11 protein-coding genes and 1 pseudogene are annotated in these 15412 nt (G+C 47.0%); 6 read left to right on the forward strand and 6 right to left on the reverse strand.

Going from position 1 to position 15412, the window contains the following annotated elements; all coding sequences use genetic code 11:
- Positions 1-262: 262 nt before the first annotated feature.
- Positions 263-595 (reverse strand): hypothetical protein, encoded by a 333-nt coding sequence (locus W01_RS03570; RefSeq protein WP_173052233.1) that lies wholly within the window; start codon positions 593-595, stop codon positions 263-265.
- Between the two features lie 449 nt (positions 596-1044).
- Between W01_RS03570 and W01_RS03575 the strand changes: the two genes are divergently transcribed.
- The gene (locus tag W01_RS03575; protein WP_173052234.1) at positions 1045-2682 is read left to right on the forward strand and encodes a YncE family protein; all 1638 of its coding nucleotides are present in this window, start codon (positions 1045-1047) and stop codon (positions 2680-2682) included.
- 80 nt (positions 2683-2762) lie between these two features.
- Here W01_RS03575 and W01_RS03580 read toward each other — a convergent pair whose 3' ends face one another.
- Positions 2763-2909 (reverse strand): hypothetical protein, encoded by a 147-nt coding sequence (locus W01_RS03580; RefSeq protein WP_173052235.1) that lies wholly within the window; start codon positions 2907-2909, stop codon positions 2763-2765.
- 75 nt (positions 2910-2984) lie between these two features.
- Between W01_RS03580 and W01_RS03585 the strand changes: the two genes are divergently transcribed.
- Entirely contained in the window at positions 2985-4016 is a 1032-nt protein-coding gene (locus W01_RS03585; protein WP_173052198.1) for an IS30 family transposase, read from the forward strand.
- Positions 4017-4211: 195 nt separating this feature from the next.
- Positions 4212-5185 (forward strand): annotated as a pseudogene (locus W01_RS03590) (IS30 family transposase).
- 221 nt (positions 5186-5406) lie between these two features.
- On the opposite strand, the gene W01_RS03595 reads toward W01_RS03590, so the two are convergent.
- The gene (locus tag W01_RS03595; protein ID WP_173052236.1) at positions 5407-6009 is read right to left on the reverse strand and encodes a lytic transglycosylase domain-containing protein; all 603 of its coding nucleotides are present in this window, start codon (positions 6007-6009) and stop codon (positions 5407-5409) included.
- A gap of 434 nt (positions 6010-6443) precedes the next feature.
- Here W01_RS03595 and W01_RS03600 point away from each other — a divergent pair, with 434 nt between their 5' ends.
- The 3 genes from W01_RS03600 to W01_RS03610 all read left to right on the forward strand — a co-directional run bounded on the left by W01_RS03600 (position 6444) and on the right by W01_RS03610 (position 9007).
- A complete protein-coding gene (locus W01_RS03600) occupies positions 6444-7145 on the forward strand; it encodes an IS1595 family transposase (protein WP_173052237.1) in 702 nt (233 codons plus the stop codon).
- A gap of 342 nt (positions 7146-7487) precedes the next feature.
- Positions 7488-8417 carry a helix-turn-helix domain-containing protein gene (locus W01_RS14640; RefSeq protein WP_173055711.1) on the forward strand — a complete coding sequence of 310 codons (930 nt, stop codon included), beginning with the start codon at positions 7488-7490 and terminating at the stop codon, positions 8415-8417.
- A gap of 152 nt (positions 8418-8569) precedes the next feature.
- Positions 8570-9007: a DUF4399 domain-containing protein gene (locus tag W01_RS03610; protein WP_173052238.1), complete on the forward strand. Its 438-nt coding sequence runs from the start codon at positions 8570-8572 to the stop codon at positions 9005-9007.
- Positions 9008-10058: 1051 nt separating this feature from the next.
- On the opposite strand, the gene W01_RS03615 is transcribed toward W01_RS03610, so the two are convergent.
- From W01_RS03615 to glgB, 3 genes are all read right to left on the reverse strand, one after another.
- Positions 10059-11273: an HD-GYP domain-containing protein gene (locus tag W01_RS03615; protein ID WP_173052239.1), complete on the reverse strand. Its 1215-nt coding sequence runs from the start codon at positions 11271-11273 to the stop codon at positions 10059-10061.
- 37 nt (positions 11274-11310) lie between these two features.
- The gene (gene pgi, locus W01_RS03620) at positions 11311-12954 is read right to left on the reverse strand and encodes a glucose-6-phosphate isomerase (RefSeq protein WP_173052240.1); all 1644 of its coding nucleotides are present in this window, start codon (positions 12952-12954) and stop codon (positions 11311-11313) included.
- Positions 12955-13160: 206 nt separating this feature from the next.
- Positions 13161-15359: a 1,4-alpha-glucan branching protein GlgB gene (gene glgB, locus W01_RS03625; RefSeq protein ID WP_173052241.1), complete on the reverse strand. Its 2199-nt coding sequence runs from the start codon at positions 15357-15359 to the stop codon at positions 13161-13163.
- Between the last annotated feature and the right edge of the window lie 53 nt (positions 15360-15412).

A 15412-nucleotide genomic window follows, 5' to 3' on the forward strand; every position in this document is an offset into this window, starting at 1 on the left:
TGCCTGAATAACAAAGAAATTTACTTTAAGTCAGGTTAAAGCTACGCTGAACAAGCCCCTCTGTTCGGGCTGAGCCAGTCAAAGCCATTGACAACTTATTGATTGAAATGAGTACGTTTCGACAAGCTCAACGCGAACGGACTTGTTCAGCATTGCCATAATTCGAAGGTGCGCGTTTTCTATGCCGCGATGCCCCATGATATGCAGTGAGCAGACAATCAATATGGCTGCTTTCTTCACAGGCCCTCGGTATTTTTTAGAGTCATTTGAGTAAACGACCGACAAAACGCCCAACCACCCTGCCTGCTCCAATAGCTGCTTTTGACGGCGGTCTAAAATCCGGAATCGCGGCGACAACTTGTTTCGCACGATTCTCGCGAATGATTTGCTGGGCTTTGGGAGAGTCAGCCGGAATGATTGTTGCTTGATCACAGATTAGGCATATTTCATGCCGGGAACGAAAACGCCAAATTGAATAAATCAAGCCCGGAATCAAAAAACAAAACCAGAGGATGACTTCAGTATCGGTACTGCCTTTAGGTATAGTTTTCGTCTCACCTACATACCCGCATGATGTGCACAAGCCTTGTGACATAAAATTCTCCAGTATTTTTTAATCCAGAAATCAGTCTGAGCGAAGTGTTTTTAATCTGAGTAGCTGAACTTTACTCTAATTTAATCAGATTGATAGATGCCTTTTCGTTTGGCCTTGCTGATTTTATGGGCTTTATGTGAAATAGAATGGATAATGAATCCTTGACCTTCAGCATTTTAACCTCTCGCAGAATAAGTAAATCCGTTCCTCCTTAGCCTGTCGAAGCAGGCATTATAACGATAACTGGTTCAGCGGTAGCGGACAGGTCGTCCATCATAGTGGGAGATACCGGATTAAACTCGATGTAGTGTTGACAACTTAGCCAATACGTCTCGATCTAAACAACGGCGAATTTGTAGCGGCTGCCCCACAGTGATACCAAATCAGACAATACGCTACTTCGATGTTTATATTTAACACTTAACCTTTATCTACTATAAGGAGGCCCCATGTTTAAATTTCCGAAAAATTATACTACGCTCAAATTCCTGGCCGGACTGATGCTCTGTACTGCTTCGGCATCGGCGCTGGCTTTTTGCTATCCTATTAATTACAAAAATGAACATGCCATTGCGGTAAACCCCTCGAGCAATAAAATTTATGACCTGAATGGAGTTTTTGCGAACAATACTTGTAGAATTTACGATTATGAATTCCAAAGTTCATACGTCAGTGTCATCGACGGCGCAACCAATCAGATTGATACTCGCCTTAATTTTCGTAATTTCCAACCTTTCGGTGATTGGTCACCGGATTTGATTGCAGTGGCTGTGAACCCCGCGACGAACAAGATTTACGTGGCTGGCTACAGAATCGCCGCAGTGATAGATGGCAAAACCAATACCCTCGAAATCGTGCCTACTGGAATATCCCCCCACGTTGTGGCAGTAAACCCAATAACAAACAGGATTTATGTTACGAATAATGACAAAACCGTCACTATCCTCGATGGGGTGACCGATTCCATTCTAAGCACCGTGGCTGTTGGCTCGGATAACTCCACGTTCAAGCACGCAATTGTAGTAAATCCAGTAACCAACAAAATTTATGTAACAAACGGAGGCGACGACACCATCACGGTCATCGACGGTGCGACCAACACCACCAGAACCGTGGCTGCACTAAAACACCCTTTCGCTTTAGCAGTGAACCCTGTGACAAACAGGATTTATATTACGAACAATGACAATACCATCACTATCATCGATGGTGCGACCGACTCCATTATAAAAACCTTGGTCGTAGGATCAGATAACTCTGCGTTCAAACAGGCACTTGTAGTAAATACAGTGACCAACAAAATTTATGTAATAAACGAAAACAACGACACCGTCACGATCATCAACGGCGCTACCAACAACACCAGCACGTTGACGACCGGAGTTACGCCACGTGCAGTTGCACTAAATGAAAAAACGAACAAAATTTACGTGGCAAACTATGGCAGTAATAACGTCACAGTAATCGACGGCGCTACCAACACCACGGCCACTGTACCCGTCGGGACACATCCAAACGCCTTGGCAGTGAACCCGGAAACCAACAAAGTTTATGTGACGAGTGAAGATGATGTCGCCATCACTGTGATCGATAGTAGTACCGTTGTCGAATTCTACAATACCCAACTCGACAACTACTTCCTTACCGCCAATACAAGTGAAGCGAGCGCCATCGACGGCGGCAGCGCGGGGCCTGGTTGGATACGTACCGGAAATACGTTCAAATCTGGGGGGAGTACCGCCGTCTGCCGTTTCTATGGAAGTCAATCACCTGGCCCGAATTCACATTTTTATACTCTACTCGGTGCGGAATGTGACCGCCTCAAACAGTTGCAAACAACCATACCTGCTACAGAGAAGAGATGGAATTTTGAGAGCCTGGACTTTATTTCAACCGTACCCATCAATGGTACTTGTGCGAGCGGGTTGCTACCAGTTTATCGAGCCTACAACAACGGATTTGCGCGAGGCGTCGACAGTAATCATCGCATCAGTACCAGCCAAGCCGCCATACAAGAGGTGACCAACCGGGGCTGGATAAATGAAGGTATCGTTATGTGTGCGCCGATTGGTGTTACGCAGCCGTGAATAGTGCATCAAGTTACTAACCAATCTATCGAAGAGACGCCTGGGTGTATTGTCTAATAAATGCCCTTCATGAAAATCAGTTAGCATAAGCGTAGCGCCACTCCTCGAAGTATGAAGCTCGCACGGACACCGCCGCTGCCCGGTTCAGCAGCACATAAGCACATTACCTCCAGTGCACCCATATCACAGAGCACCATGCGTGCAAACTCATGAAGCGTGCTGGTCATTTTACTTTCATAAATTTTATGTCCTGGCGCGCTCAATAACCAACCGCAACACCTTGGAGAGGTTAAGGTGTTGGGATGGAGAAATCAGGAAAACATTACAAGCAGTTGAATGCTGAAGAGCGCGCGACGATAATGCTAATGAAACGAGCAGGAAGTGGACTGAGGGAAATTGGGCGATACTTGAAACGCTCGCCAAGCACTATCTCAAACGAGATAGCACGGGATTTGGGGTGTGAGTCTGGCTACGTTGCCTCCTTGGCTGGCGAACAGGCGCACCGTCTGCGAATCAAGCCCCGTAGGCCATTGAAGCTCGTGGAAGGGAATCCGTTGTTTGAAGTAGTAAAGGAACATCTCAAGAAGAAATGGTCACCTGAGCAAATTGCAGGCACACTTAAAAGTATGCACCCAGCTCAGCCCTCACAACGTGTAAGCCACGAAACGATTTACCACACGCTTTACGCCATGCCGCGTGGTGAACTGCGCCGTGAATTGATTGCCAGCTTACGCTGGAGCCGAGACAAGCGCCGTTCCAAGACCCGTGCTCCAGATGGTCGTGGGCATATAGCAGAAATGCAGAGCATCCATATGCGTCCGCCGGAAGTGGCGGATCGTTTGATACCGGGGCACTGGGAAGCTGACATGATCAAAGGCGCGATGAACCGTTCCTCAGTCGGCACGCTGGTCGAACGCACCACATTAATGGTGGTGTTAGCCAAAATGACTGATGGCACGGCGCAATCGGCCCTGGACGGTTTTAGTGAAGCGCTCAGTGCAATTCCACCTGAGCTACGCAAGACCTTCACCTACGATCAAGGGCGCGAGATGAGCAAACACGTGCAGATGACTGAACGAACGGGTATGGCGGTTTACTTCTGCGACCCGCACAGCCCGTGGCAACGCGGCTTGAACGAGAATACGAACGGACTGCTGCGCCAGTATTTGCCCAAGGGGGCAGACCTGTCGGTTTACACGCAAGAACAGTTGGATGAAATTGCTTGGAGTTTAAATACACGTCCGAGGAAATCGCTCGGATTTCGAACGCCAGTAGCGGTTTACAACGAGCTCCTGCTCAATATGGAACTCGCTAAATCCGCGACTAAACATTAACTGTTGTGGTTGGTTCTTGAATCCACCCCTCATAACTTGCTCCGTACGTTACCGTACAGACCTTGTTTGAATTTTCACGCAGCCTTTTACAAGAATTACTAGTAATCAAGTGATCGACTCTTTCAAATGGTGAATTTAAGTGGCGAGCTGCGTTAATATCGGAGCCACTTAAACGACCAAGTAAAAGGAGCACAGATGAAGAAATATAAGCAGCTCACCAGCGGACAACGATATCAGATTTACGGATTGAAACAAGCGGGTTTGAATCAAACTCGGATTGCCGAAAAGATGGGCGTGGACAAGTCGACGATTTCACGAGAGTTCAGACGAAACAAAGGTCAACGTGGCTGGCGGCTAAAACAAGCGCAATCATTACGTGATGAGCGCCGGCAAGTCTGTATCAATGGCAAGCAATTCTCATCGGAGTGCTGGGCGGAAGTCGAGAGGTTGATCCGGGAAGACCTCAGCCCAGGACAAGCCGCCAATCGGCTTGAGTTGGAAGGTGAACTGCAGATCAGCCATGAGGCAATCTACCGACATGTCACCGCAGACAAACGTGATGGAGGTGACCTGCACCAACATTTACGTAGCCAGAAACCACGCCGCAAGCGATATGCGAGCGGGCAAGAGCGGCGAGGCATGATCAAGAACCGTGTCAGCATTAATGAACGTCCGGAAATCGTGGATCAAAAGATGCGCATGGGAGATTGGGAGGGGGAACCGTCATCGGCAAGAATCACAAAGGTGGATTGGTTACCCTGGCTGAAAGGAAGTCGCGCTATGTGTTGACGGGGCACCTACGCAGCAAACATGCCGAGGGTGTAACGACCGTGACAACGAGTTTGCTGAGTCCCCATAAAGACCAATGCCACGCCATTACATTCGATAACGGCAAAGAGTTTGCGGGACATGAACGCATCGCAGCAGAACTACAGACTGCGATCTATTTCGCGCACCCCTGCCGTTCCTGGGAGCGAGGTCTGAACGAGAACAGTAATGGGTTATTGCGGCAGTACTTCCCCAAGGGCATGACGTTGACTGGCGTTACTGAAGAGCAAGTGCAGCGAGCGGTAGAACGACTCAACCACCGGCCACGCAAAGTGCTGGGTTTCAGATCACCGCATGAAGTATTATTTGGGGTAGAGGTGCGCTACACCAAGCCAACATGAACTGTTGCACTTCGAACTTGAATCCGCCACTTACAAAAATTGCACTTCAGAGTTGAATCTGCCATAGTTCTTAAAGGATTTTTGGACGAGCAGATATTTTTCGAGTAGGAGTGGAAAGTGTGATGGTGGAAATTATGATTGGCATACGTAAATCAAGCCAAGAGTACAAAGCTTAATTAAAATCATCAACCGTGGGAGTGGGGTGTGCAGAGTGATAAATCTCAGCGCATATGCCATGCGGCATTAACTAGATTGGGATATTCCGGTTTGCCTAGGCTGCCGTTATAGCGCCCTAAAGCGCGGTAGAGGTCACCCTTTTCCATATCGAGGTAGTGGCGAAGAATGATGCAACCATATCGCAGATTGGTGCGCAGGTGGAACAAATTCCCCTCACGTTGGCCGATGAGAGTCAACCAAAACGGCATTACTTGCATATATCCTCTCGCTCCCGCGCTGGATACGGCATATTTCTTGAAACCGCTTTCCACTTGAATAAGCCCCAATACCAATTGCGGATCTAATCCGGCGCGCGTGGCTTCGTAATATACAGTTTTGAGGAAATCCACGCGATAGCCCGCATCCGGAATGCGTCTCTCCAAGCGGCGTGATGTGTCATTTAACCAAATGTTGTACTCCTGTTGCGATGCAAATATCAGTTTGGGTGGTGCTTGATCCGAAACGGAGTGATTTAATGAAGTTTGCACGCTGGCAGATAGAGTCTGATAGGTCTGTGCGCCACCATGTGCTGCGTGGGCAAATAGCAAACCCGCTGCCAGCAAGGATGGCAAAATGTAATTTGAAAAACATTCTTGAATTGGTCGCATAGTTTTAAGAGGGACTCTAAAAAATCCCCCTTCGCACCTTATGCTCTTTAAGATAGTTGTTTTACGGCAGGTTACTGAAATACTTTAAGGCGATGTTTATGCTCAAGTGATTAGTACATCGTTCACAAAAACATTTACACAATAGTCAGTTTGCCATGATGCTGCTTTTCAGAGACGTAGTAGGTCATGCACGTAAAATGGAACGAACACTTATTGATGTTGATGAAAACGAATGAACTGTGCTTATCCGTTTAACGGATATAGATGCGTATAAGGCGCATTGACGGCTAATACAGTCGTATGCCGCTTCGACCCGCTGAATTAAAATTTAAGGCTGTGTTCGTAACTCATGTTGGTAGCTCATCTGGTGAGCCACTCCGACGTGCATACTGTATGTCACGGTGCATGTGCACCGGTTCATGCAGGAGACAGAAATGAGAAGGCCGGAGTTGAAACGAATCACTGCCGCGTTACGGCAACTGACGCCCGATCAGCGTAAGCGTGTAGCGGTTGAATTGGCAGCGCTGGATGCGCAGCCGGCATCGACTATGCTTATCGAGGGGCGCTTCGCATGTGGCGCGACCTGCCCGCACTGTAAGTCGATGCACGTGATTCGGAACGGCCACGCCAACGGATTGCAACGCTATCGTTGTTGGGAGTGCTGCAAGACGTTTAGCGCCCTGACCGGCACTCCGTTGAACCGGTTGCATAAGCGGGGCAAGTGGCTTGACCAGGCGCAGGCACTGGTTGCTCGTGATCGTGCCGGTGCGACGATGGATTGTGTGCTGAAGGCAATGGACATGGCAACGTTGTCTGTTGCGCTGAAACCGTTCTTGGCGAAAGATGTTGTACTCTGTACCGACGGTAGCAAGGCGTTTGCCGGCGCAGCACGTAAGTTGGGTATCGAGCATCACGCTGTCAACCTGTCAGCAGGCATCCGCGTCGACGGTGCTTGGCACGTGCAGAATGTCAACGCTTACCACAGCCGGCTCAAAGCCTGGGTGCAAAAGTTTCGCGGTGTGGCCACCTGCTACTTGGCCAACTATCCCGGCTGGTTTCGTGCTCTTGACCGTGAAAAAGGCAATAGACCGAAACCCCAGCAGTGGCTGGCTATGGCGATCGGTGAAACGGTCTAACAACATGATTTGCGAACACAGCCTAAAAAATCCAGATTTTGGAAAGCAGATGCCGACTATATTTATTGATTCGGCTAGGATATGTTTGAACTAATCTGTCAGTCAAACTGCATAGTGACGGCACTTTGGACTTAAAAACTGCACTTACTGTATCAATAAAATAGACAAAATAATACCTTATCGATTTTTCAATAAAAATTAGTATTTTGCCAGTTATTTCTGTCAGCGCAAAGTAGTAATGTCCGCTTTCTCCCAAATAGAAATGTCCCCTTGAGTTTGCGTTGAGTAAGCTCAGTGCCCGATTAAAACCATAGCGGCGGACACTTTGAAATGGACATGATGATGAGTCAAAAGGAAGCGAAACGCGGGCAGGTAATGGGGTTGCTGTTGGCAGGTAAAGTCGACCAAAAGGAAGCTGGCAAAATGCTGGCTGTCAGTGTGCGTCAAATCAAGCGTATCTTGCGACGTTACCGTACCTTAGGCTTGCCGGGGCTCATCAGCAAGAAGCGCGGACGAGTCTCGAATCGGCGGGGGCATGATCATATCGTGGCGCACGGGCTGCCTGTGGCGCTCTACAGCGACAAACACAGCATCTTCCGCATCAATGCCAAAGGGGCTGCCCCGGAGTCTGGAACACAGTTTGGGCGGGCGACACGGGAACTGGGAATTGAGTGCATTCATGCCAACAGCCCGCAAGCGAAGAGGCGCGTGGAACGTGCCAACCAGACATTGCAAGACAGGTTGCCCAAGGAAATGAGGCTGGCCGGAATATCTGACATCGCCGGTGCGAACAATTGGTTGCCCGGCTTTGTTGCCAGTTTCAACCGGCGCTTTGCGGTGATACCGAAAGATGCGGTTGATGCACACATCGCCTACCCAGGTAGCGCAGATGAACTCACGAATATCCTGTCCGTACAGATCGCCAAAACGCTGTCAAAGAACCTCTCGTTCCAGCATGAATGCAATCTGATACAAGCAAAAATCAGCGGAACCGGATTGGTCATGCGAGGTGCCAAAGTAACCCTGCACGATCACTTTGACGGAACACGGGTGTTACGCTGGAGAAATCGAAAATACACCTATACGACACTCACAAAAGCACAAAGAAAAACAGCAGAAGCGGATGGTAAAACAATCAATGCGCGGGTAGAAGAAGCGATCGTAAAGCGTTGTACAACAGACATCAAGAGGCAAAAACCAGCAGCGGGTCACCCTTGGAGAAAAATGCACGTCGGCAAGTCCGCCCCCGATAGCAAAACCGTTATCCAATAACACCGATGACGAAGGGAGAAAGGGACACTTCTACTTTGCAGGCGAGGGGACATTTCTATTTGGTGTTGACATTTTGTCAGTTATTTCTTGCGAATATTAATTTACGCGTTAAAATCACAAGGTTGAACACACTTAACTTAGGAGACAAAATAATGAGATTAAAGTTAGCATTGCCAATTTTTATATTATTTTCATCAGTCGGCTACGTCCATAATGTATTGGCGAATGATCACGATATAAAACAATCGTCGGAACAACGGGTTTATTTTATCGAACCTAAAGATGGCGCAATAGTCGGTAACGAAGTTAAGGTTGTAATGGGTGTGCAAGGCATGGAAATCAAGCCTGCTGGTGCCGTAGTAGAGAATACCGGACATCATCATTTGTTGATAGATGCACAACAACAGCTGAATGCCGGAGAAGTGATCCCGGCCGGAAGTGACAAGCATCTACATTTTGGCAAAGGTCAAACGGAAACCTCGATCAAATTAGCTCCGGGTACGCATACGTTGACATTGCAATTCGCTAATGGCGCGCATGTTTCTTATGGTGAAAAAATGCGTAGCACGATTAGCGTGACCGCAAAATAACACTAGTCTATTCGTTTAAACGGCGGGTCAATTTCCGCCGTCTCCACCAATCTAAAGGTCTCTGGAAATCATCGGAGAACAATGCAGCCAAGGCACCTAGGGTGATTGGCTGTTTCTTTTTTAAAAGGCTGAACAGCCTGACCGCTGTCCATTCCCTTTGTTGTCGTCAAGAATTGTGCATCCTGATAATCAGAAAGAGGCGCTTCATAAAAATGGGCGCTAGGATTGGTATCGTTTATATGATTTTAACGATGATGAATAGTTCGTCTGATCCATAAAAGGGAGGCGTGGTCTGAACCATCAGAAATTCCACGTATGTGTGCGTGACTTTGAAAAAATAGTAGGAACTTACTTAACAACTGGTGAAGCTATGTTTGATCGTGATGAGTTTTAAGAAGTGATCGAAAAATTAATTCGGCTCACGCGTAAACTTATAGGTTATGTCATGTCTTATTTTCTGATAGTCGAAAAGCATGATAGTTGTAAAAATTAATTCGGCAACGCGCGGCTCATTACATTACTGTGACTAATTGTCATAGTCTAATAAGGTAAACACTTACCAATACAAAGAACATAATTACCGTGCAAATTGAAACAATTATCGGTATCCAGTCTTTCATTTAATCTCCCGTTGATAATGAGAATTATTCTAATAATAAATAGTGATGATTGCAAGCGTTAAATAAAGCACCCCGTAGCTTGCTGCGGGGTGTTTTATTGTTTTTATTTCGTTGGTTTTTAAAGCCAAATCTTCACAATTAGCCGTAATTTCTGCTTTGTCTGCAATATTTGATTTATCTGTTATGTTTGCAGGAACATTGGAGCATCCTGAACTTTATCGAAAGTGCCCATGAGTTTACGATTAGGGGCATGTTCCGCATGACTCGCTAGGTCTCCGATAAGACATGAACGGAGTGTTCATGTCTTATCGGACATGGCCGGAAGCCGCAAGTAGTAAAGATGCTATGTGACTGGACGAAAGTTTCTTGCTTGGTGTAAAGCAGATCCGTTCAGGCTCAGGATGAATGGCGTTATGGTTGCATCTTTGGTGCTAGACACCCATAATTTTGTCTAAATCGAATCCCCATTGCAGTGGATTTTCAATATTAGCGATGCTGTCTGGAGATTTTGACAGGTCAATTGTTTCCTGCAAGATGGACGCGTTAGAGCGAGTTGAGAAAAAAACTTTCACTAAAGGCTTGGTCAAACTATTCTGCGATTGGTCAGCTACGACGCCTAGACGCCCGGATTTCAGTTTAAGCAAGGTGCCGGTTGGGTAAATGCCGACTGTTTTAACGAAGGCATGAAAGATGGCCTCGTCAAAGTGCCCATCCTTCCATTCTGCCATCTTGCGGATGGATTCCGCAGGCTCCCATCCTTTTTTATAGCAGCGATTTGAAGTGATTGCATCATATACGTCACATATCGCACCCATACGTGCAAATAATGTTAATGCCTCACCGGATAGTTTGTCTGGATAGCCCTTGCCATCTACGCGCTCGTGATGGTGTCGGCAGACATCCAGCGTCAAACCGTTTACCTCATTAGAATTTTTGAGAAACTCCCAACCTTTTAGAGGATGCATTTTAATTATATTAAACTCTTCTTCCGTCAATTTTCCTGGTTTGTTGAGTACTTCCTTGGGGATAAAAACCTTGCCGAGATCATGCATTAACCCAGCCAGGCCAACTTGTTTTAGCACCTTGTCTTCCAATCCCAGCTGTCGCCCTAGTGCCATCATCAGGATACAGACAGCGACCGAATGTAAATAGGTATAGTCGTCTACATTTTTTAACCGAGACAAACTAACCAATGCAGAGGAGTTGCGTGCTATGGATTGGTTTATTTCGTCTACCAGCGATAGCGCATCATCAAGTTTGAGTGCATTACCCATGCGCACATCGCTGAACATGGAGACGACAGCCTCCTTAGTTTTGGTATGTATCTTTTTTGCTGCAATTAATTCGACCTGTAAAGACACAGGTGCTTCAGTTTTTTGTGGGGTTTGTTCGATTTTTTTTAGCTCACTTTCGATTTTGATGTCCTCTTCTTTTTGCGAAAGTGTTGCTACACCGGCATCGACATCCAAACCTTTGTTAGTTTCTATCCATATTTCGTCCACCCCACAATTTTTGAGGGTATTGAGGTCTTTGTCTTCAGTCAGCTTGAATGAACGTTTCCAAAAAGGATGATCCATCCAACTGCCACAGACCTCTTGGATATACATACCTAAGCGAACATCATTAACTTTTATTTTTTTCAGCATGGCTGCTAACTAGCTGTAAATTTCATAATGTAAATATTTAAACCTGTCGTGCGAGAAAATAATTGATCAAGCCGTTTGTTGAAGAGTCATGCACAAAAACGCGTTCTTTCGTTTGAAGTTCAGGCAGCAATTTACCAGCAAGTTGTTTGCCGAATTCGACACCCCACTGGTCAAAAGGATTGATATCCCAGATTACGCTTTGTACAAATACTTTATGTTCATAAAGAGCAACCAGCATTCCCATAGTGTATGGATCCAGCTGATCAAATAGTAAAGTGTTAGATGGGCGATTGCCCGGAAATACTTTGTATGGCAACAGCGTTTCCAGTGTTGTACCACTGAGCCCTTGCGCCTGGAGTTCAGCACGCGCTTCTACAGTAGTTTTACCTAGCATCAATGCCTCACTCTGTGCAAAGCAATTCGCCAGCAATATGGAATGGTGATCGCCTATCGGGTTGTGGCTGGTAATCGGCGCGAGGAAATCGGCAGGCACCATGCGCGTGCCCTGGTGTATCAGTTGATAGAAGGAATGTTGGCCGTTGGTGCCGGGTTCGCCCCAAATTATCATACCAGTGGCATAGTCCACTACCTGTCCACTGCGGTCTATGCGTTTACCATTGCTTTCCATCTCCAACTGTTGCAGGTAAGCGGGAAAGTGTTGCAAATATTGATCGTAGGGAAGAATGGCATACGAAGCTGCACCAAAAAAATTGGCGTACCAGATGCCAAGTATTCCTAGTATTACCGGCATGTTGCGCTCCAGGGGCGTTTCACGAAAGTGAGTGTCCATCGCATGAGCACCGGCAAGCAGGCGTTCAAAATTGTTTATTCCAATATAAAGCGCAATGGGCAAACCTATAGCGGACCACAATGAGTAACGACCGCCAACCCAATCCCAAAATTCAAACACATTCTCCGGGTTAATGCCAAATTTGGATGTTTCAGTGAGGTTGGTCGAGACCGCAACGAAATGTTTGCCGACAACCTCGTCAGCGCCTAGATGCTTAGCCAACCAGTGGCGCGCGGAATGAGCATTGGTAAGGGTTTCCAGTGTGGTAAATGTTTTTGAGCTAATTATAAAAAGAGTGGTTTCTGGATCGAGATGTTTCAATGTTTCAGCCAAGTCTGTCGCATCCACATTAGAAACAAAATGCACGTTCAATTGCGCGCTGCCATAAGGCTTGAGCGCCTCGCTGACCATAAGCGGCCCTAAGGCGGAACCTCCGATGCCGATATTTACCACGTCCCGAAATGGTTTTCCGGTATGCCCACAGAAGGTGCCATTGCGCACTGCTTCGGAGAAGTGACGAATATGGTCCAACACGCGATGTACGTCCGGCACAACATCTTTCCCATCGACATACACCGAAGTGTCTCGGGGAGCGCGCAATGCAGAGTGCAACGCCGCACGCTGTTCGCTAGTATTGATTTTGTCGCCATTGAACATGCGAACAATCCAGTCATCCAGTTTTGACTGGCGTGCAAGGTTCAACAATAGGGTGAGTGTTTCTGCGGTAATGAGATTTTTCGAGTAATCCAGCAGCAGGCCATCCAATTGCAAAGAGAATTTGTTGAAACGCTGCGGGTCATCGCAAAACATCTCGCGCATGGTCTGCTGACTGATTTTTATTTGATGAGCCGTTAAAGCTTGCCAAGCTGGCGAATGGACTAGAGTCGACATAGTTATCTGAATATTGATTGATTGAACAGTTACATTATTGACGATTTCACTATTAAAGACAGAGATTCATCATTCAGAATATTTGTAATATGCAGGATATTTTCCTGCATCATTCTCGCCAAAACGAGAATGATGAGTTTATTGGTTATAAAAATTACAAAGATCAATAGTATGACAATAGGATGTGTATAACGTTCGTTTCATACTCATGTTGGCGTGAGCATAATACCTGCGAGCGGCGGCAATTCTATTTCCACGGAATAGGGCTGCCCCATCCAGGGTAGAGGTTCGGCATGCATCTCACTAGAGTTTCCGAGATTGCTGCCACCATAATAGTGTGAATCACTGTTGAAAATTTCCCGATAAGCACAATCGAATGGAACTCCGATGCGGTAGCGGTAACGTGGGACTGGGGTGAAATTAAAGGCAACTATAACTGTCTCGCCATTTCGACCATGGCGCAAGAAAGAAAGCAATGAACGTTCGGTGTCCTGGCAATCAATCCAGGAAAAACCATTTTGTCCAAAGTCTTGTTCATATAGAGCCGGTAAGTCACGGTAAAGATGATTCAAGTCGCGCACCATGCTTTGTATGCCTCGATGCGGCTCCAGGGTGAGCTGCCACCATTCAAGTTCCCAGCTCGATCTCCATTCACGTCCTTGGCCGAATTCATTACCCATGAAGTTGAGCTTCTTGCCCGGACTCGTTATTTGATAAGTAAGTAGTAACCGCAGGTTGGCAAATTTCTGCCAGCTATCGCCGGGCATTTTGTCGAGTAGCGAACCCTTGCCATGTACCACCTCATCATGTGAAAACGGCAGCATGAAATTTTCACTATAAGCATAAAGCTGGCTAAAGGTTAGTTGATTAAGATGATAGCGGCGGTGAACCGGGTCTAACTGCATAAAGCTAAGGGTGTCATTCATCCAGCCCATGTTCCACTTCATTGAAAAGCCGAGCCCACCAAGATAAACCGGGCGCGATACCCCTGGCCATGAGGTGGATTCCTCGGCTAGCGTCAACGCACCTGGGAATACGTCATGTACCATAATGTTAAGTTCGCGCAGGAATTCGATGGCCTCAAGATTTTCTCGTCCGCCCAATTTGTTCGGTAGCCATTCACCTTCCTTACGCGAATAATCGAGATACAACATGGAAGCCACCGCATCCACACGCAGGCCATCGAAGTGAAATTGCGACAGCCAGTAATGCGCACTCGATAACAAAAAGCTTTTTACCTCATTACGACCATAGTTAAAAATGTGCGTACCCCAGTCTTGATGGAAGCCAAGGCGTGGATCTTCGTGTTCATATAGCGCGGTGCCATCAAAATACGCTAGCGCAAACGCGTCCTGCGGAAAATGCGCTGGCACCCAGTCAAGCAGCACGCCAATTCCGGCCTGATGACAGTTATCTACAAACTGGCATAAATCATCAGAGGAACCGAAGCGACTGGTCGCGGCGAAATAGCCAGTCGCTTGATAACCCCATGACTCGTCAAGTGGGTGCTCTGAAACAGGCATGAGTTCAACGTGGGTATAACCCATGTCTTTGAGATAGGGAACAAGGTTTTCCGCCAGTTCGCGGTAGGTATAAAAACGCCCGTCTGGGTGACGTTTCCATGATCCCGCATGAATTTCATAGATATTGAGTGGGGCGTGTAGCCAGTCCCAGTTGTTGCGCTGCTTCATCCATTCTGTATCCTGCCATGTGTGATGGATAGCAGATCCAGCGCGAGCAGCAGTACCAGGCCGTAATTCAAACGCGTTGGCATAGGGGTCAGTTTTGACCAGCAAGGTACCGGCGTGATTACGGATCTCAAATTTGTACAGCATGCCTTGTTCAATTTTCGGGATAAATAACTCCCACACGCCGCTGGAACCATGTGCCGCCATCGGATGAATGCGTCCATCCCAGCGGTTAAATTCGCCTATCACGCTGATTCGCTCGGCGTTGGGTGCCCATACTGCAAAACGCACACCCGGAATGCCGTTAATTTGCATAGCACGTGAGCCCAGTACGCGATAGGCCTGATGTAACTTTCCTTCGTTAAAAAGGTGCAGATCGAAATCGGAAATTTGTGGTGCAAAGGCATAGCAATCATGCACCAAACGCTCAATACTGTTGTTTAGCCCTGATCCGTTTTCTCTGATAAGCAGAGTATAGGGATGGCGTGGTTCTTCGCTACCATACCATTCAAATAATCCATCTGGATGAACACGTTCTAGCGCTTCATCGCCATGCGCGGTTTTCAGCCAGATTTTACTTGCGTAAGGGTTAAAAACCCGCACTACATATCTTTCATTTTCCTGATGTGGGCCAAGATAAGCGAAGGGATTATGTAGTCGCCCTTGCAACAATAATTCAGCACGCGGATCAAGTTTGATGCGAAGATTCTTTCTCATGGTGAGGTGATTATAACCATAATTAAGACCCAGTTATAATTACAATCTGATAC

This window comes from Candidatus Nitrotoga sp. AM1P (genome assembly GCF_013168275.1).
Taxonomy (GTDB): Bacteria; Pseudomonadota; Gammaproteobacteria; order Burkholderiales; family Gallionellaceae; genus Nitrotoga.

Bases quoted from the DNA above. Each gene is read 5' to 3' on its own strand.
- pgi (WP_173052240.1), bottom strand. From the start codon at position 12,954: ATGTCGACTCTAGTCCATTCGCCAGCTTGGCAAGCTTTAACGGCTCAT.
- W01_RS03610 (WP_173052238.1), top strand. From the start codon at position 8,570: ATGAGATTAAAGTTAGCATTGCCAATTTTTATATTATTTTCATCAGTC.
- W01_RS03600 (WP_173052237.1), top strand. From the start codon at position 6,444: ATGAGAAGGCCGGAGTTGAAACGAATCACTGCCGCGTTACGGCAACTG.
- W01_RS03595 (WP_173052236.1), bottom strand. From the start codon at position 6,009: ATGCGACCAATTCAAGAATGTTTTTCAAATTACATTTTGCCATCCTTG.
- W01_RS14640 (WP_173055711.1), top strand. From the start codon at position 7,488: ATGAGTCAAAAGGAAGCGAAACGCGGGCAGGTAATGGGGTTGCTGTTG.
- glgB (WP_173052241.1), bottom strand. From the start codon at position 15,359: ATGAGAAAGAATCTTCGCATCAAACTTGATCCGCGTGCTGAATTATTG.
- W01_RS03570 (WP_173052233.1), bottom strand. From the start codon at position 595: ATGTCACAAGGCTTGTGCACATCATGCGGGTATGTAGGTGAGACGAAA.
- W01_RS03615 (WP_173052239.1), bottom strand. From the start codon at position 11,273: ATGCTGAAAAAAATAAAAGTTAATGATGTTCGCTTAGGTATGTATATC.
- W01_RS03580 (WP_173052235.1), bottom strand. From the start codon at position 2,909: ATGACCAGCACGCTTCATGAGTTTGCACGCATGGTGCTCTGTGATATG.
- W01_RS03575 (WP_173052234.1), top strand. From the start codon at position 1,045: ATGTTTAAATTTCCGAAAAATTATACTACGCTCAAATTCCTGGCCGGA.
- W01_RS03585 (WP_173052198.1), top strand. From the start codon at position 2,985: ATGGAGAAATCAGGAAAACATTACAAGCAGTTGAATGCTGAAGAGCGC.